This is a genomic window from Aeromonas sp. 25-248 (genome assembly GCF_053005425.1).
In genome coordinates this window covers 469,663-485,709 of record NZ_JBRKTB010000001.1, presented here as the reverse complement: position 1 = coordinate 485,709, position 16,047 = coordinate 469,663, and the positions used below count along the sequence as shown (strand labels likewise).

At 59.7% G+C, this 16,047-nt stretch carries 17 protein-coding genes, 1 pseudogene and 1 riboswitch; of the genes and pseudogenes, 11 read left to right on the top strand and 7 right to left on the bottom strand.

Going from position 1 to position 16,047, the window contains the following annotated elements:
* Nucleotides 1-68 precede the first annotated feature (68 nt).
* The 3 genes from ACVDHI_RS02280 (at nt 69) to aqpZ (ending at nt 2,712) form a co-directional block, all read left to right on the top strand.
* Entirely contained in the window at nt 69-977 is a 909-nt protein-coding gene (locus tag ACVDHI_RS02280; RefSeq protein ID WP_324050225.1) for a Gfo/Idh/MocA family protein, read from the top strand.
* Between the two features lie 233 nt (nt 978-1,210).
* Entirely contained in the window at nt 1,211-1,732 is a 522-nt protein-coding gene (ruvC, locus tag ACVDHI_RS02275; protein ID WP_010673515.1) for a crossover junction endodeoxyribonuclease RuvC, read from the top strand.
* Between the two features lie 293 nt (nt 1,733-2,025).
* A complete protein-coding gene (aqpZ, locus tag ACVDHI_RS02270; RefSeq protein ID WP_010673516.1) occupies nt 2,026-2,712 on the top strand; it encodes an aquaporin Z in 687 nt (228 codons plus the stop codon).
* Between the two features lie 105 nt (nt 2,713-2,817).
* On the opposite strand, the pseudogene ACVDHI_RS02265 reads toward aqpZ, so the two are convergent.
* Nucleotides 2,818-2,921, bottom strand: a pseudogene (locus tag ACVDHI_RS02265) (lytic transglycosylase domain-containing protein); the annotation flags it as partial.
* Nucleotides 2,922-2,935: 14 nt separating this feature from the next.
* Nucleotides 2,936-3,688, bottom strand: coding sequence for a transglycosylase SLT domain-containing protein (locus ACVDHI_RS02260; protein WP_439838532.1), 753 nt, complete (start codon nt 3,686-3,688; stop codon nt 2,936-2,938).
* A 330-nt stretch (nt 3,689-4,018) separates the two neighbouring features.
* Between ACVDHI_RS02260 and ACVDHI_RS02255 the strand changes: the two genes are divergently transcribed.
* Nucleotides 4,019-4,459 carry a GNAT family N-acetyltransferase gene (locus ACVDHI_RS02255; protein ID WP_010673518.1) on the top strand — a complete coding sequence of 147 codons (441 nt, stop codon included), beginning with the start codon at nt 4,019-4,021 and terminating at the stop codon, nt 4,457-4,459.
* Nucleotides 4,460-4,463: 4 nt separating this feature from the next.
* Here ACVDHI_RS02255 and ACVDHI_RS02250 read toward each other — a convergent pair whose 3' ends face one another.
* Nucleotides 4,464-5,006, bottom strand: a complete 543-nt coding sequence (locus ACVDHI_RS02250) for a DUF1439 domain-containing protein (protein WP_029313991.1) — start codon at nt 5,004-5,006, stop codon at nt 4,464-4,466.
* Nucleotides 5,007-5,102: 96 nt separating this feature from the next.
* On the opposite strand from ACVDHI_RS02250, the gene cls reads away from it, so the two are divergent.
* Nucleotides 5,103-6,584, top strand: a complete 1,482-nt coding sequence (cls, locus tag ACVDHI_RS02245; protein WP_010673520.1) for a cardiolipin synthase — start codon at nt 5,103-5,105, stop codon at nt 6,582-6,584.
* 109 nt (nt 6,585-6,693) lie between these two features.
* On the top strand, nt 6,694-7,962 hold the full coding sequence (locus ACVDHI_RS02240; RefSeq protein WP_202044302.1) for a DUF945 family protein: 1,269 nt from the start codon (nt 6,694-6,696) through the stop codon (nt 7,960-7,962).
* A gap of 58 nt (nt 7,963-8,020) precedes the next feature.
* On the opposite strand, the gene purU is transcribed toward ACVDHI_RS02240, so the two are convergent.
* Nucleotides 8,021-8,857 carry a formyltetrahydrofolate deformylase gene (gene purU, locus ACVDHI_RS02235; protein WP_029313992.1) on the bottom strand — a complete coding sequence of 279 codons (837 nt, stop codon included), beginning with the start codon at nt 8,855-8,857 and terminating at the stop codon, nt 8,021-8,023.
* A 209-nt stretch (nt 8,858-9,066) separates the two neighbouring features.
* Nucleotides 9,067-9,224: riboswitch (FMN riboswitch) on the top strand.
* Nucleotides 9,225-9,328: 104 nt separating this feature from the next.
* Between purU and ribB the strand changes: the two genes are divergently transcribed.
* Both ribB and ACVDHI_RS02225 read left to right on the top strand, forming a co-directional pair.
* Complete coding sequence (gene ribB / locus ACVDHI_RS02230) at nt 9,329-9,982, top strand: 3,4-dihydroxy-2-butanone-4-phosphate synthase (protein WP_010673523.1); 654 nt, start codon at nt 9,329-9,331, stop codon at nt 9,980-9,982.
* A 225-nt stretch (nt 9,983-10,207) separates the two neighbouring features.
* Entirely contained in the window at nt 10,208-10,450 is a 243-nt protein-coding gene (locus ACVDHI_RS02225; protein ID WP_010634682.1) for an Lpp/OprI family alanine-zipper lipoprotein, read from the top strand.
* A gap of 141 nt (nt 10,451-10,591) precedes the next feature.
* Here ACVDHI_RS02225 and ACVDHI_RS02220 read toward each other — a convergent pair whose 3' ends face one another.
* Both ACVDHI_RS02220 and ACVDHI_RS02215 read right to left on the bottom strand, forming a co-directional pair.
* Nucleotides 10,592-11,440, bottom strand: coding sequence for a tetratricopeptide repeat protein (locus ACVDHI_RS02220; RefSeq protein ID WP_447211637.1), 849 nt, complete (start codon nt 11,438-11,440; stop codon nt 10,592-10,594).
* Nucleotides 11,437-12,159 (bottom strand): 4'-phosphopantetheinyl transferase family protein, encoded by a 723-nt coding sequence (locus ACVDHI_RS02215; protein ID WP_447211636.1) that lies wholly within the window; start codon nt 12,157-12,159, stop codon nt 11,437-11,439. The genes ACVDHI_RS02220 and ACVDHI_RS02215 overlap by 4 nt, the downstream gene beginning before the upstream one ends.
* Before the next feature lie 276 nt (nt 12,160-12,435).
* Here ACVDHI_RS02215 and ACVDHI_RS02210 point away from each other — a divergent pair, with 276 nt between their 5' ends.
* From ACVDHI_RS02210 to ACVDHI_RS02200, 3 genes are all read left to right on the top strand, one after another.
* A complete protein-coding gene (locus tag ACVDHI_RS02210) occupies nt 12,436-12,924 on the top strand; it encodes a C40 family peptidase (RefSeq protein ID WP_039039319.1) in 489 nt (162 codons plus the stop codon).
* A 151-nt stretch (nt 12,925-13,075) separates the two neighbouring features.
* Nucleotides 13,076-14,023: a 23S rRNA (adenine(1618)-N(6))-methyltransferase RlmF gene (gene rlmF, locus ACVDHI_RS02205; RefSeq protein ID WP_183149589.1), complete on the top strand. Its 948-nt coding sequence runs from the start codon at nt 13,076-13,078 to the stop codon at nt 14,021-14,023.
* 236 nt (nt 14,024-14,259) lie between these two features.
* On the top strand, nt 14,260-14,985 hold the full coding sequence (locus tag ACVDHI_RS02200) for a MaoC family dehydratase (protein WP_010673529.1): 726 nt from the start codon (nt 14,260-14,262) through the stop codon (nt 14,983-14,985).
* A 63-nt stretch (nt 14,986-15,048) separates the two neighbouring features.
* Here the strand turns inward: ACVDHI_RS02200 and ACVDHI_RS02195 are convergent, their stop codons facing one another.
* A complete protein-coding gene (locus ACVDHI_RS02195) occupies nt 15,049-16,041 on the bottom strand; it encodes a DUF481 domain-containing protein (protein WP_447211635.1) in 993 nt (330 codons plus the stop codon).
* Nucleotides 16,042-16,047: the final 6 nt, after the last annotated feature.

Genomic DNA, 16,047 nt, shown 5'->3' with positions numbered 1-16,047 from the left:
TGGATCTGCGAGGGAAATCCTGAGATCGTGCAGGCAGTTATCTGATTATCCCCTTGAGAGGAGTGCCCATGCGCATTGCCCTGATTGGCCTTGGCGATATCGCCAGGAAGGCCTATCTGCCGCTGCTTGCCAGTGACGAGCGAGTCACCCCGCTGCTCTGTACCCGGAGTCCCTCGGTGCTCGGCAAACTGGCGCGCCAGTACCGGATTGGCGAGTGTTTTACCGAGGTCGATGCGCTGCTGGCGAGCCGACCTGATGCGGTGATGATCCACGCTGCCACCGCCGTGCACGGCAAACTGGCGGAGCTGTGCCTGCGTGCTGGCATTCCCACCTTTGTGGACAAGCCGCTGTGTGACAACGCAGGAGAGGTGGAGGCGCTCGCCAATCTCGCCATCGCCAGGGACTGCCCGCTATTTGTCGGCTTCAACCGTCGCTATCTGCCCGCCATGGCCGCCGCACGTGGCCAGCCGCTGACCGAGCTCCATTGGCAAAAGCACAGGCACGCCCTGCCAGGGGCGCCTCGCCAGTTTCTGTTCGACGACTGTATCCATGTGCTCGACAGCCTCTGCTGTTATGGCGGCGAGCCGGACGGGGAGCTGCATGCGGTGCTGCGACGCAGCAGTGAGCAGCCCGAACTGCTGGCCGGGGTGAGCGTGGCCTGGCAGAGCGGGCAGGTGGCAGTGAGCGGCAGCATGAATCGCAGCGCCGGCATGACCGAGGAGCGCATCGATGCCTATGGCGACAACCTCTCATTGCATATCGAGAACTGCACTCGTGGCCTGCTTGCGCGAGACAACACAGTGCAGACTCTGGCTCCGGGCGACTGGCAGCCCGTGCTGGCGAGCCGAGGCTTTGTCGCCATGCTCGAGCACTGGTATGGGCAGATTGACGTCGGGCGGGCAGACGGGGCGCTGGTCGAGAGCTACCTGCAAAGCCATCGACTGGCAGAGCGCCTCGTCGCCCTGGCAAAGGGATGACCCGGAGGCAAGGGGCTGGTGACACCGGCAGGCATCACTGGCCAGAGAAGCGGCAGAGCACTGTATGAGATGGTGGCTCCTTGCGCAGTCAGCCGGGAAAGGTGCCAGCGAGCGAGCCAAGCGAAGGCGGGTTTGTTATCTTGGCGGCCATCAAGAGCTGCAGGGCAAGAAATCGCAATGAAGAAGGTGTCGAAGATGAGATGGCTGACCGCAGTGGGCGGGGTATTCCGTTCATGAGCATCATTCTGGGGATCGATCCCGGTTCGCGCATCACCGGCTACGGGGTCATTCGCATCGTCGCGGGCAAGGCGGAATACCTGGGATCGGGCTGCATCCGCACCGATCTGGGGGAGCTGCCGTCTCGCCTGAAGCAGGTCTATGACGGAGTGAGCGAGATCATTACCCAGTTCAAGCCGGACGAGTTCGCCATCGAGCGGGTCTTCATGGCGCGCAACGCGGACTCGGCCCTGAAGCTCGGCCAGGCCAGGGGAAGTGCCATCGTCGCGGCGGTCAATGCCCTGCTGCCGGTGAGCGAGTACTCGGCCACCCAGATTAAGCAGGCGGTGGTGGGCACCGGTGGCGCCGCCAAGGAGCAGGTGCAGCACATGGTGACTCACCTGCTCAAGCTCTCTGCCACCCCGCAGGCGGATGCGGCGGATGCCCTCGGGGTGGCGCTCTGCCACTTCCACACCCGTCAGAGCCTCATTCGCATGGCCGGGCGGGCCAGCGGATCGGTGCGCGGCCGTTATCGCTGATCCCCGGGGGAAGGCTTCTGGTGTTGGCAGGGGAGCGCGGGGAGCTGCTGGCAAAATCGCTGGTCGGGTCACAATCTGTCGCGTCCCTCGATGGGACTCCCATGGAGAAGTGCTCCGGGCGGGGGAATATCTTTCTACTTTATCAATAACTTGTGACATTAATCACATATCCGCGATGAATCGGGTCGGTTTCGTCTTGCTCCGCCACACTCCCATAATATGGCGCCTGTTCAATAACAGTGTCCGTATGAGCCTTTCAGGTTCGCGTGTTAGTCATCATGGGAGAGACAAGAGTGAAACCTTTTGCTGCTGAATTTATGGGAACCTTCTGGCTGGTGCTGGGGGGCTGCGGGAGCGCCGTGCTGGCTGCTGCCTTCCCAAATGTGGGGATCGGCCTGCTGGGCGTCGCCCTGGCGTTTGGCCTGACCGTGCTGACCATGGCCTATGCCATCGGTCATATCTCGGGTTGCCACCTGAACCCGGCCGTGACCGTCGGGCTCTGGGCCGGTGGTCGCTTCCCGGCCTCCAACGTGTTGCCCTACATCGTGGCCCAGGTGCTTGGCGGGATCGTGGCAGGTGGCGTGCTCTATGTCATTGCCAGCGGACAGGCGGGTTTTGATGTGAGCGCCGGCTTTGCTTCCAACGGCTATGGCGAGCATTCCCCCGGCGGTTACAGCCTGCTGGCTGCACTGGTGTGTGAAGTAGTGATGACCGGTTTCTTCTTGTTCGTCATCATGGGCGCCACCGACAGCCGTGCACCGGCCGGGTTTGCTCCCATCGCCATCGGTCTGTGCCTGACCCTCATCCACCTCATCAGCATCCCGGTGACCAACACCTCGGTCAACCCGGCGCGCAGCACTGGCGTGGCGCTTTTTGTCGGTGACTGGGCCGTGGGCCAGCTCTGGCTGTTCTGGGTTGCCCCCATTGTCGGTGCCATTCTGGGTGCATTGGCCTATCGTGTGATCGCCACGAAAGAGTGATGTGTTGCTAGTTAACGTGTGGTATCGACACGCCTTCGGGCGTGTTTTTTTATGCCTGAAGGAATACCGGGCAGGGCGCCATGCCGACGATAGGGTACGGCATGATCACAGCCCCTTGGCGCTCAGCATCTCTTTGTAGCGCTGATGCAGCAGCTTGACCCGTTCCACATAGGCCCGGGTTTCGGCCAATGAGGGATGCCGCCGTGCTTGTACCGTACCGGTCCTACAACCCCTTGGCGCTCAGCATCTCCTTGTAGCGCTGATGCAGCAGCTTGACTCGTTCCACATAGGCCCGGGTTTCGGCATAGGGCGGTATGCCGCCGTGTTTTTGCACCGCACCGGCGCCTGCATTGTAGGCGGCGGTGGCCAGGGCCACATTGCCGTCATACTGCTTGAGCAGACCCGCCAGGTATTTCACCCCGCCAAAGATGTTCTGCTCCGCCAGCAGGGCGTTGCCGACCCCGAGCTCGCGCGCCGTGGCGGGCATCAGCTGGGTCAGTCCCATGGCGCCCTTGCGGGAGACGGCCAGAGGATTGAAAGCGGACTCGGCATGGATCAGCGCCCGGATGAGGGCAGGCTCGACCTGATAAGTCTTGGCTGCCGCCTGTATGGTGCTGGCGTAGTCATAGAGGAAGAGTCCTGTCGTGCGCCAGTTGACCTTGGACGCCGGATCGCAGGCATAGCAGTCGTTGAACAGCAGCAGTTCGTAGTGACCCTGCTCCGGCATCATGTCGGAATAGCGTATGACCCCGTTCTTTTGTACCGACTTGTAGACCTGGATCTGACGGCTTGCAGGCTTGGCGGGTTCAGGGGAGGGGAGCGGCGCCGTGGTGAGCGCCACGGTACGCAGCGTGGGAACCGGGGAGGAGACAGCCGTCTCCGGGGTCAGGATCACCACCTCTGCCGGCGGCGGTATCTGAGCCGGGGCTGCGTGGGAAAACAGCGGCATCATGCCCAGCAACATCCATGCTTTCAACGGCTTGCTCCTTAAGCCTCGTTAGCCACGTTGAGTAAAGCATTCGGGATGGCGCAGAACAAGTGCCCGTGAACAGGGGAGGCTGGAAATGTGATGGCAGAGGGACGTCCCACCTGAGTGCTCACTCAGGACAAGGGGCGCGGCTCATGGCGTCAAGGGGCGGATGATCGCAACCTCGTCTTTTCCATCGAGTTATTGGCTTTTTTGTAAGTTAAAGGCGTGTTATCTTGCTGTTGCTCCACTCTGGTCTGATCTCTTCGTGGAGCCAGCGAGCGAGCAGGAGAGGGCCGGTATGGCCAGAGCGAAATGGGCATGACAAGCAGGCGAGCGATGGAGCTCAGATTCGAAGAGTACTGTGATGCGGATCTTTCCCTCATCAGAGACTATTACGAGACGACGTTTTCCCACTATGTGCCGGATTTGGCAGAACGGATTTTTGTGGTCCGTGACGCGCACTGGCTGGTGGGGGCGGTGCGCCTGCGCGATGAACAGGATTATTACCACTTGTGCGGCTTTCGTCTGCTCCCTCACTACCAGTCCCTGGGGCTGGGGTCCCGCCTGCTGCAGCATGCCTGCCGCGATCTTTCCGACAAGCCCGTGATCTGTCACGCCCTGCCGTTCGAGAAACCCTTCTACCTCAAGGCGGGATTTGACCACCTTCCCCTGCATGAACTCGACGGGCCCCTCCACTCTCTCTATCACCAGCAGCACGAACAGGGTTACCAGATCGAGCTGCTGGTGCGTCAGGCGAAGGCGCCTGTTTTCAACTGACGTCTTATTGGGGTTTGGTCAGCAGGTGGATCTTGCCTGGTGACAGCTCCAGCCCCAGCAGATTTTCCTTGAGCCAGGCCTGATTGGGATCCTTGTCATCCAGTTTGTAGACAGGCTGGGTCTCCAGCCGTTTCTCCATGCTCTGCAGCAGCATCCTCAGCATGAAACCAAACTTCTGTTCCGCCGCTGCAGGCTCCAGCTTGTAATCGATGAGCTTCATGTTGTCGAGGAAGAGCGCACTCCTGGCCTTGTCGTAGCGGGGCCTCGCCTCATAGGTCATGTTGAGGCGCGCGTCGTACTCGGTCTGATCCGGGAGCGCGATTTTCAACTTGCCTTTGCCAAACACCCTGGCGGTATCCGGGCTCTGGCGACCAATCTGCACATCGCTCTGCTCGAGTTGCACATGGGCCTTGATGATGCCGGGCAATTCCAGCTGTTTGTCCACTTGCACCTGGGACTGCAGGTACTGATTTATCTGCTGCTCATTGATGTCATATGAGCCTTGACCTAGCATGGCCAGACTCAGCAGCATAGATTGCAGGATCATGCTAACGACCTGATAGAATGGGTGTGCCCCATAGCATACCATCCCGACCCTGTGGGGTCTGCCCGTGCCATCTGTCCAATACACCAAGGAGTCGCCTTGCTCGACGGTCTGGAATACGACATTCAGTTGCTGTTTTCCCGCTTTCTCGGCTGGTTATTGCTGTTGTTTCACACCGTGATCGTGGCTGGGATCTCCCTGCGGGTGGTGATGAAGCGGCGTCCCATCGGGGTATCCCTCGCCTGGTTGGCCCTCATCTATGCCATCCCCTTCGCCGGGGTCGGTTTCTACGTGCTGTTTGGCGAGATACGCCTCGGTCGCAAGCGGGCGGAGCGGGCCCAGGCCATGTACCGTCCTTACGCCATCTGGATCCGCCAGCTCGCGCGCCTCTTCCCCCAGCACTGCTGCGAGGTGGGCAGCAAGGCACGCCCGCTCCACGATCTGATCCAGGGGCGCTTGGCCATGCCCATGCTCTCGGGCAACCGGATGACCCTGCTGCACAAGCCTAAGAGCATCGTAGAGGAGATAGTGCGCGACATCCGGGGCTCCTCCCAATCCTGTTATCTGGAGTTCTACATCTGGCACCCCGGCGGGGATGTGGACGAGGTGTGCGAGGCGTTGATGGAGGTGGCGGCACGCGGCGTGGATTGTCGTGTCTTGCTCGACTCCATCGGCAGCAAGACCTTCTTCCGCTCCTCCTGGCCCAAAACCTTGCGCGCCGCCGGCGTTAAAGTCGTGGAAGTGTTGCCGGTCGGCGCCTGGCGAATCCCCTTCCAGCGCCAGGACTTGCGCATGCACCGCAAGCTGGTGGTGATCGATGACAAGGTTGGTTATACCGGCTCCATGAACATGGTGGATCCCCGTTTCTTCAAGCAGGATGCCGGGGTCGGCCAGTGGGTCGACATCATGATCCGGGTGCAGGGCCCCGTGGTGCCGTTGATGTGGTCCACCTTCGTCTGGGACTGGGAGATGGAGACCGGCGAGCGGCTGCTCGACAGTCTGCAACATGAGCCGGAAGCCTGGCCACAGACCAACTATCGGGCCCAGCTCATTCCCTCCGGCCCCTTCGTCGGTGGTGACTGTATCCAGCAGAGCCTGCTGCTCGCCATCTACCAGGCTCGTCACCATCTGGTGCTGACCACCCCCTATTTCGTGCCGGACGATCCGCTGGCTGCGGCCCTCTCTTCGGCGGCGGCCCGCGGCGTGCTGGTGCAACTGGTGCTGCCTGCGCGCAACGACTCCCTGATGGCGAACCACGCCAGCAACTCCTTCATGGAGGATCTGCTGGCGGCAGGAGTGGAGATATATCGCTATGATGCCGGGCTGCTGCACACCAAGAGCGTGCTGGTGGACGATGATTTCGCTCTGGTGGGCACGGTCAACCTCGACCGGCGCAGTCTCTGGCTCAATTTCGAGATCACCCTGCTCATTGACAACCCGGTGTTTGTCGCCGAGATGAACCAGCTGGTGCAGGGCTACATGCTGGAGGCGACCCCCATGTCACTGACCAGGTGGCGTGCCCGCCCCTGGTACAAAAAATTGCTTGAGAACATCTTCTACCTGTTCAGCCCCCTGCTGTGACAGCCAGAGCGTGGACCCCAAGCCGTTGTCTGGCTTGTGTTGATGCCCATCCTCCCCGTAGAGTGCGCCCATGCACCCGCCATTGAACCATTGTGGAGAAACAGAACTGATGAAGAAAAAAGTGGCCTTGGCCGTCGGAGCCGTGTTGGTGGTGGGAGGGCTTGGCGCCTGCTGGTACACGGGCAATACGTTCGACCGGATCCTGGCCGAGCAGATCGCCAGGGCGCAGCAGGAGAGCGGGATCGAAGTCACCTGGAGCCCAGAGACGGAGAATCTGTTTACCCGCGACGGCGTACTCAAGGTGGTGGTGCCGCCCCAGACGCTGGCGAGTTTTGATCCCCAACTGGCGGGAAGCGAACCCATCGAGATGCAGTTCGCGTTCAACAGCCGCCTGTTGCCGCTCTATATCAAGAGTCACCTCCAGCTTGATACCGCACAGGGCACGCTGGCGCCCATCCTGACCTCCCTGGGGATGCAGCAGTGGCAACTGGGGGCAGAATCGGCGAGCAGCCTCTGGACCATGAGCAACAGCTCCCGCTTCTGGGTGAGCGACTTCAAGGTCAAGGAGGGGCTCAACGAATTCAATTTCCTGCCCTTGAACGGCGACTATCGCGGGGATCTCGACGGCAATGGCCATCTCACCGCCCACTGGCTGGGGATGACGGTCCACGATGCCCAGAGCAAGACAGATCTGGCCTTGGCGGATCTCAAGGGCAGTGCCGACATGGCCGAGATCAGCGGCCTCTGGCTCTCTCCCCGCAGCGATGCGACCCTCACGGCTTTCTCCCTGACCCAGCCGGGGAACGTCAAGATCACGCTGGAGGGGCTGACCACGGCCACCGAGCTGGCGGGGGACGATCTTCAGACGCTCTCCACTCGCTATCAGATGAAGGTGGCGACCCTCAACATGGAGAGCGAGGAAGACCGGCTCGCGCTGACCCAGGGAAATCTGGATCTCTCCCTCAAGGGGCTGGATCTCGAGGGGTATCAGACGCTGCAGGAGGCCAGCAGCAAACGGGTGGACGAAGCGGCCATCCAGGAAGCGCTGGACAAGATGCTCCAGAGAGGGGCCACACTGGAACTGGCGGATCTGAGTGCGCGATTGAACGGTGAGCCTGTCAGCCTGCAAGGGGAGGCCAAGCTGGCGTCCACCACCCTGGCACAGTTGATGGGCAGCGAGGAGGGGATGCAGGCACTCTCCGGTCTGCTGCATGCCCACCTTGGGGAGAAGCTGGGCCAGGCCGTACCCCAGTTGGCCCCCATGCTGGAGCAATTCACTGCCATGGGATATCTGAAGGCGCAGGAGTCACAGCTTCAGGCCGAGCTCAAGCTCGACAAAGGGGCCGTGACCGTCAATGGTCTGCCGCTGCACCCGTGAGTGCCGCGCAATGAAAAAGGCTCCTTCGGGAGCCTTTTTTCTGGGGGCGCGCAGCCGCTTATTTGAACACGACTGTCTTGTTGCCGTAGACGAAGACCCGCTCGTTCAGCACCAGTTCCAGCGCCCGGCTCAGCACGGATTTCTCCACGTCGCGTCCGGCCTTGGCCATGTCATCGGCACTGAAGGTGTGATCGACGTGGATCACGTCCTGCTCGACGATGGGGCCTTCATCCAGATCGTCGGTGACGAAGTGGGCGGTGGCACCAATCAGCTTGACCCCGCGGTCGAAGGCCTGACGATAGGGGCGGGCGCCGATGAAGGCAGGCAAGAAGGAGTGGTGGATATTGATGATCTTGCGCGGATAGGCTTCGACGAAGCTTGGGGTCAGCACACGCATGTATTTGGCCAGGATGACGTAATCCGGCTGGTAGCCATCGATGAGCGTGCGCACTTGCTCCTCATGCTCGGTGCGGCTCAGATCCTCGTGGCTCACGCAGTGGAAGGGGATGTCGAACTTGCCGGTCAGCTCGGCGAGGGTGTCGTAGTTGCCGATGACCGCGACGATGTCCATGTCCAGGGCGCCGGCATAGTTCTTCATCAGGATGTCGCCGAGGCAGTGGGTCTCCTTGGTCACCAGTATGACGATGCGCTTCTTGCCCGCCTTGACGAGACGACGCTGGGCGCCGGCAGGCAGGGCATCATCGAGGTCGGCCAGCAGGGTCTCGTCGTTGAAGCGCCCTTCCAGCTCGGTGCGCATGAAGAAGCGGCCGTTTTCGTGATCCACGAACTCGTCGTTCTTGTTGATGTTGAGCTGGTGCTTGTAGCAGATGTTGGTGATCTTGGCGATGAGACCCTTGGCGTCGGGGCAATCGGTCAGCAGTATTTTCTTTTCCATCTCTGTCATGATTCCGTTTGTGATGTTGGCACCCGGTCTGCGCGGGCGCGCGCGTTTTTGCTGGCACTATGCCACAAACGAAATCAGAAAGGACAGCGCGCCGTGTATCGGGTGGTGCTCGCGCGAAAATTGCAGTGCAGCCAGCTCCCGGTTTGTCTTTGATGGGTTTTTGGCTGGCATCCTGCGTCTTTTTTCTTTAGGCTGTCTGCGCTTATTCTCAGGGCGGGGCGAAATTCCCCACCGGCGGTATCCCGATGTGACTCGGGGAGCCCGCGAGCGCCCGACCCGGCATTCATCCGGGACGGGGTCAGCAGATCCGGTGAGATGCCGGAGCCGACGGTCATAGTCCGGATGAAAGAGGATAAGACAGATATTGCTGGCCAGACCCTGCCGGGTTGGCCGCCGCATGGCTACTTCTGTCTGCCTTTCCATGCCCTGATTCTGGTCCTTGTCTTTTTTAGGAGTCTTACCATGAATCAGTCTCTACTTAGTGAATTCGGTGATCCCATTGCTCGCGTCGAAGCCGCGCTGGCCGCCCTGCGTGCCGGTCAGGGTGTGCTGGTGGCCGATGATGAAGATCGCGAGAACGAAGGCGATCTCATCTTTGCCGCAGAAACCATGACCAACGAGCAGATGGCCATGATGATCCGCGAGTGCTCCGGCATCGTCTGCCTCTGTCTGACCGACGAGCGGGTTCGCCAGCTCGAGCTGCCGATGATGGTGGAGGCCAACTCCAGCCACTATCAGACTGCCTTCACCGTGACCATCGAAGCGGCGCAGGGGGTGACCACCGGGGTGTCCGCCGCCGATCGCATCACCACCATCCGCGCGGCCATCGCCGACGGTGCCCGGCCCTCCGATCTGCATCGACCCGGCCATGTCTTCCCGCTGCGCGCCCGTACGGGTGGGGTGCTGACCCGCCGTGGTCACACGGAAGCGACCGTCGACCTGATGCAGCTCGCCGGGCTCAAACCTTACGGAGTATTGTGCGAGTTGACCAAGGAAGATGGCTCCATGGCCAGGTTGCCGGACCTGGTGGCCTTCGGTCGCCAGCACCGGATGCCGGTCCTGACCATCGAAGATCTGGTGCAATATCGTCAATTGCTGTCAGAACGTTCAGCCTGAGCCTCATACGAAATTGTAATAAGCCCAAATTTTGGTTACGCTTTGTGCGAACCTCATCCAGGGACACTCATTTTTGCTTAAAGTTTGTACGGAAAGTGTGCAACTAAAAAAAAATGAGGGTTTTAACGCATTTATCTGTGATGAGGCCTATCCAAACTATGATTTTTTTGTGCCATAATCACGCCGCTTGCTAAACGTCTGGCGAGTTAAAGGGAGCTTTTAAAAATGAAAAAAATGTTGTTGGTAGGTGTTGTTGGTCTGTCCGCTCTGCTGGGCGGTTGTGCAAACACCAGCGAACTGGAAACTTCCGTTCAGAATCTGTCTAACAAAGTTGACCAACTGGCTCAAGATGTTAGCGCTGTTCGTGCTGATCAGTCCAAGATCGCTGCTGATGTTGCAGAAGCCAAGCAAGAAGCTATGCGTGCTAACCAGCGCATCGACAACATGGCTACTTCCTACAAGAAGTAATCCATGCGAAAAAATGGCGCATTTCAATGCGCCATTTTTTTTGCCTGAAATTCGTCAAATACCCGCTTTTTTTCCCGCTAATATCCGCCTGACAAGGCAATGCCGACGAATCGGCATCCCCTCATCTGATTTTCCTGTCGCTCAATAGAGCAGGCTGTAGAGCTTGCGACGATAACTCTGCGCTGCAGGGTGCGCACCCATGGTTGCCAGCACATCGAGATAGATCTTCTTGGCATCGCCAAAGGCGAGATCACGTTTGAGGATGGTGAACAACAGGGCCAATGCCTCCTCCTGTCTACCAACCTGGCTGTAAAGCACCGCCAGCTCCTGGGCGAGGGCATGGTCATCCAGCTGTTCAGCGTGGCGCAGCTCCAGGGCGCGTAGCTCAGGACTGTCGCTGGCCTGCAGCGCCAGCGAGAGGCGGGAGCTCAGGGTCTGGTAATGATCATCCTGTGCCACCATGGGGATGGTCGAAAGCAGGCTCTGCGCCTCGTCGAGGAGATTGAGATCCAGCGCGGCCTGTATCAGCCAGAGCGTGATGTCGTGACGCTCGGGGGCGAGGCGATGGGCCTGGCCAAGATGGGTGTGCGCCACATTGGCTTGCCCGTTCTCCAGCGCCTGCTTTGCCTGATCGAGCAGTAACTCCTCCTCTTTGGGGGCAAAGGCGGCGAAATATTGGCGCAATGTGGCTTCATCCTGCGGCCCTTCCAGAATGGCCTGTTCATCCGGGCGCCCCTGATGGAACAGCACCAGCGCTGGCAGTGCGCGCAAGGCAAGCTGGCTGGCCAGAGGTTGCAGCTGGGGGTCGTTCATGTCGACTTTGGCAAGGGTCACCGCCGCATTGGCCGGGCCGACCAGCGCTTCCACTTGCGGGGTCATGGCCTGGCACTCCGGCATCTGGGGCGCGTGGAAATAGATGACGACCGGCTTTTTCATGGACGCATCGAGCAATTCTGCGTGGAAGTTCTGGGGAGTGATGTCGACGATCATGAGGCTGACTCTCGAAAAATGGTGTGGATCAACATGGGGTCCAGCGGGGTGGAATTCAAGCGCGCATCCAGCAGATGGGCATCGACCCGGCGAGTCGGGGCAGCCAGGCTGAGCCATCCGCTGCCCGCGGGCCAGTCACGGATTTCATAGTGGCGATTGTCGAGGTGATTATTGAGCTGCCATGCCTGCTCCGGAAGGAAGCTGATCTTGTCGAGTCCGGCGGCAATGCCGTCGCCATGCGCCTTGAGCACAGCTTCCTTGCGAGACCATAGCCGATAGAAGGCCGAATGTTGCTCCTCTCGGGGCTGGGCGCTCAACCATTGGTATTCGCTTGGCGCATAGAAGCGTTTGGCCAGCGGCAGTATGGGGCGGTCACGCAAGCCCATCTCGATGTCCACGCCAAGGGGGCCCTCCTCACAGAGGGCGATCACCAGCCACTCTCCGCTGTGGCTGAGGTTGAACTGCCAGCAATGACTGAGCAGTGTCGGCTTGCCATGCGCACCGATGCCAAAAGTCAGGGCATCGGCCCGGCAATGGAGTCGCTCGGCCAGCAGGCGGCGCAGCAGCACCCGGCCGAGCAGGTACTCATGCTGGCGACCCGCCTGGTGGATCTCGTGCCAGTGACGGCGTTCATCCGGGGCGAGTTCGGATGCCAGCCTGATCACCAGGTCTGCATCAACGCTTGCCGTATTTAACAAATAGAGATCCGCAGATAGCATAATATTTCACTTAAAAATGGGGGTGAAATAGCGATAACAGTCCGTTTGATGCGCTCAAAACCGATGCTTTCAAGATTGTATATTGTTTGGGCATGATCACATAAATTGCGCTAAACAGAGCATTTCCTTGCAAAAATGTGAGGTCGATTGGGATTTTCGCTTGCCTCGATAGAATTCTTGGATATAGTCGGGTGCTGTTGCCTTATAAATTGCCCTTTCGGGCTGCATTTTAACAAGTTTCACTCTTTTTGCGGGGATAAAGGATTGCGCCACCTGATGCTACTGCTGGTCGCGCTCGGAATGGTGGGTTGTGCATCGGCACCCCAACCCGAGGTCGCGAGCAAGATCGAGGTTTCCATGATGGAACCCGTGATTGAACCCGAAGTTTCACCAACCCCTGACGTCAACGAAATCCTGACCGTATACAAAGAGTGGCGCGGCGTTCCTTACCGGATGGGAGGAAGCAGCCAGCGAGGCATCGATTGCTCCGCCTTCGCCCGTGAAGTGTTCCGCAATGCCGTCGGCATCGAATTACCCCGTGATACCCGCTCCCAGGTCCATGAAGGCACCCGGGTTTCCAAACAGGATCTGGTCGAAGGAGACCTGGTCTTCTTCAAGATCAACCGCCGCCTCAATCACGTGGGCATCTATGTCGGCAATGGCGAATTCATTCATGCCTCCACCCGCGCCGGGGTGACACGCTCCAAGCTCGACAGCAGTTACTGGCGCAGCAAATTCTGGCAGGCACGCCGGATAGACATCTGAGTCAGGCTGGACAAACGGCTCGCAGTACGGACTGTTTTTCCAACCTCACTTGAACCGGGCCCTCAGGGCCCGGTTTTTTTATGACCCTCGTTTAGACTTTCCCTGGTCGACTCTCTATAGTGTGGCCCCCTTGATCCTCGGCAGGTCCAGCATGACACCCCAGCAGAAAACCGGATTGCACCCGCGCAATCGCCATCAGGCACCCTACGACTTCGACGCGCTCTGCCAGCGTACCCCGGCGTTGACGCCTTTCGTGTTCACCAACGAGCACGGCACCCGAACCCTGGACTTTGCCGATCCGGCCGCCGTCAAGACGCTCAACCGGGCATTGCTGGCACTGCACTATGGCATTGCGCATTGGGATCTGCCCCCCGGCTATCTCTGCCCGCCCATTCCGGGCCGGGTAGACTACCTGCATCGAGCCGCGGATCTGCTGGCCGAGAGCGCGGGATGCGTACCGACGGGCAAGCAGGTTCGAGTGCTGGATGTCGGTGTCGGGGCCAACTGCATCTATCCCTTGCTGGGCGCCCGGGAGTATGGCTGGCGCTTCGTGGGCTCAGACATCGATCCTGTGTCGGTGAAGGCGGCAACCCTGCTGGCCACCAGCAATGGATTGGGCAACCAGATCACATGCCGTCATCAGGGTAACCCCAAGCATGTCTTTCGCGGGATCCTGGGGCCGAAGGAGCACTTTGCCCTGACTCTGTGCAACCCGCCGTTTCATGCTTCTCTGGCGGAAGCGAGCAAGGGGACGGAACGCAAGCTACGCAACCTGGGCAAGGGCCAGGCAGTGGCCGGGGCGCCCGTGCTCAATTTCGGCGGTCAGAAGGCTGAGCTCTGGTGCGAGGGGGGCGAGGCGGCGTTTCTGGCGGCCATGATAGAGCAGAGCAAGGAGTTTGCCAGCCAATGCCTCTGGTTCAGCTCGCTGGTGTCGAAAAAGGAAAATCTGCCTGCCGCACGAAAGGCGCTGGCTCGGGTGGGGGCGCGGGAGGTTCGCGTGCTCGACATGGCGCAAGGCAATAAGGTGAGCCGGATCCTCGCCTGGAGTTTCCTGGACGATGGGCAGCGCAAGAGCTGGTGGACCGCCCAGGGGAGATGATCGAGGACGGGGCTCAGTGGCGACACGGGCCCCGTCTCTTTTTCAGATCAGATGTTGATTCGTTTGCAGCCTTCCATTCAATCGTTTTCCTGCCCGTGTTTGCTCGCATGTTAGTGACCACTTTCGCGCCTGGTACAGGTGTACGCCGAGATTTTTTTGTACTTGCTGATGAAACTTTCATAAAATAGGACTGGTTAGACCTCTTTACAGGCTTTGAATCAAATAGGGATCGGTAAATGAAAGTTGTCGATTTTCTGAAGCACAAGCGCGAAATTCTGGCGCAACACCCCTTTGAGCTCAAGGATTGGCTCTCTCCGGCGATCCGCGACTACTGGCGTGAGTTTCAGCAAAAGGCACACCTTCACCCCTTGCTGGGAAGAGTGCTGGATCTGCAGGGGGAGTCCCAGGATGCCCGCCAGCAAGAGGCTGCCAGAGTCACCCAGGTCGCGAATGGCCAGCCTGCCCTGGCGCAGGATCCCGTGGTGGAGCTCGAAGGTGAAGCGGCGGCACTCTATGCCGAGTTGCAGACCCGCATCGGTGAAGAGACCCATGTGGGTGAGTGGTTGCAGGTCACCCAGGCGTTGATCAACCAGTTCGCGACCGTGACCGGCGATCATCAGTGGATCCACACCGATCCCGAGCGTGCAGCAGCCGAGTCTCCCTTCAAGACCACCATTGCCCACGGCTTCCTGACTCTGGCCCTGCTGCCCCAGTTGACCGGTTCGGTGGACGAGAGCACGCCGGAGTTCCCGACCGCTCGCATGGTGGTGAATTTCGGCCTGGAGCAGGTCCGCTTCCCTTACCCCATCAAGGTGGACAGCAACATCCGCGCCCGTACCAAGCTGTCGCGTGTCACGCCCATCAAGGGTGGCATCGAGCTCCTCAAGGAGATCAAGATAGAGATCGAGGGGATCCGCCGCCCTGGCTGCGTCATCGAGTCGGTCACCCGGATCTATTTCTGACGCGCTCGTCTTGCGTCCATGAACACAGGCCCACTTCGGTGGGCCTGTGTCGTTTCTGGCGGGTCAGAAACTCGCCCCCAGGGTGATGAGGTGACGCCACTCCTTCTCGCTCACATCCCTGTGCAGGCCGTGGTAGTCGAGCCAGGCATCGTCCCAATCCAGTTCGCTTGACCAGGAGAGGCGCAGGTGATCGTTGAAATAGTACCTGAGGCCCAGGCTGCCGCTGACGGACTGTTTTCTGGTCAGGTAGGGGGAGGGTTGATCGACGAATTTTTCATAACTGCCCTTGCCAAACAGCTCGAACTTCTCTTCCCAGAGTGCCAAGGGCTGCCGGTAGTCCCAACCCAGGCTGACGAAGGGGTAATTGATGATCCTGTCGTCAAACAGGTCGGAATTGCTCCACACCTCCGGCCTGAAATAGGCCCGCTCCAGGCCGAGCTGGCTGATGATCTCCAGCCGGCGTTGCCTGTCATTCCAGAAGCGGTAGCCGGGGCCGGAAGCATAGTCAATCTCCAGATAGCCTGCATCGATCATGTTGTAATCGATGTCGATGGAAGAGCGCAGGAACCAGTGATCGTCGAAGAAAAAGTCGAGCTTGGGTTTGAGCTTGTATTCGTGGCTGTCGGTGATGTTGTTCGCCGTTTCGTAGATGTACTCGCCATCCAGGCTGTAACGCCAGTCCAGATTGGCAAACTCGGTGGAGACCTTGAGATTGACGTTGTTGGTCTTCTTGGTGTTCTCCTTGAGCTTGATGTTGAGATCCCCGTTCCCTGTCAGCAGCCAGGCATTGGCCTCGTCAGGAGAGTCCAGCAGGGGGATCCCCGTCTTGGTGAGCGGCTTGGGTTTCTCCTGCTTGTCCAGACGCCATCGTTTGATGGCGTGGCGCGGGACCGTCATGGCCTGACTGTAGGCGGGCTTGATGCGGATCTGCTCGTCCGTGATCTCCTCTATGGTCCCGCTCACTCGATCGCCGTTGTGCATCCAGAGGATGTCCGCCATCGCCGCGGAGCCAGGCAGCAGAAGCAACAGGCAAACCACATGACTGATTCTGTTCATGGTGGT

Excerpts from the sequence above, each read along its gene's own strand:
- ACVDHI_RS02280 (WP_324050225.1), top strand. The coding sequence starts at position 69 with ATGCGCATTGCCCTGATTGGCCTTGGCGATATCGCCAGGAAGGCCTAT.
- ruvC (WP_010673515.1), top strand. The coding sequence starts at position 1,211 with ATGAGCATCATTCTGGGGATCGATCCCGGTTCGCGCATCACCGGCTAC.
- ACVDHI_RS02255 (WP_010673518.1), top strand. The coding sequence starts at position 4,019 with ATGGAGCTCAGATTCGAAGAGTACTGTGATGCGGATCTTTCCCTCATC.
- ACVDHI_RS02250 (WP_029313991.1), bottom strand. The coding sequence starts at position 5,006 with ATGATCCTGCAATCTATGCTGCTGAGTCTGGCCATGCTAGGTCAAGGC.
- ACVDHI_RS02240 (WP_202044302.1), top strand. The coding sequence starts at position 6,694 with ATGAAGAAAAAAGTGGCCTTGGCCGTCGGAGCCGTGTTGGTGGTGGGA.
- purU (WP_029313992.1), bottom strand. The coding sequence starts at position 8,857 with ATGGAAAAGAAAATACTGCTGACCGATTGCCCCGACGCCAAGGGTCTC.
- ribB (WP_010673523.1), top strand. The coding sequence starts at position 9,329 with ATGAATCAGTCTCTACTTAGTGAATTCGGTGATCCCATTGCTCGCGTC.
- ACVDHI_RS02225 (WP_010634682.1), top strand. The coding sequence starts at position 10,208 with ATGAAAAAAATGTTGTTGGTAGGTGTTGTTGGTCTGTCCGCTCTGCTG.
- ACVDHI_RS02220 (WP_447211637.1), bottom strand. The coding sequence starts at position 11,440 with ATGATCGTCGACATCACTCCCCAGAACTTCCACGCAGAATTGCTCGAT.
- ACVDHI_RS02215 (WP_447211636.1), bottom strand. The coding sequence starts at position 12,159 with ATGCTATCTGCGGATCTCTATTTGTTAAATACGGCAAGCGTTGATGCA.
- ACVDHI_RS02210 (WP_039039319.1), top strand. The coding sequence starts at position 12,436 with ATGCTACTGCTGGTCGCGCTCGGAATGGTGGGTTGTGCATCGGCACCC.
- rlmF (WP_183149589.1), top strand. The coding sequence starts at position 13,076 with ATGACACCCCAGCAGAAAACCGGATTGCACCCGCGCAATCGCCATCAG.
- ACVDHI_RS02200 (WP_010673529.1), top strand. The coding sequence starts at position 14,260 with ATGAAAGTTGTCGATTTTCTGAAGCACAAGCGCGAAATTCTGGCGCAA.
- ACVDHI_RS02195 (WP_447211635.1), bottom strand. The coding sequence starts at position 16,041 with ATGAACAGAATCAGTCATGTGGTTTGCCTGTTGCTTCTGCTGCCTGGC.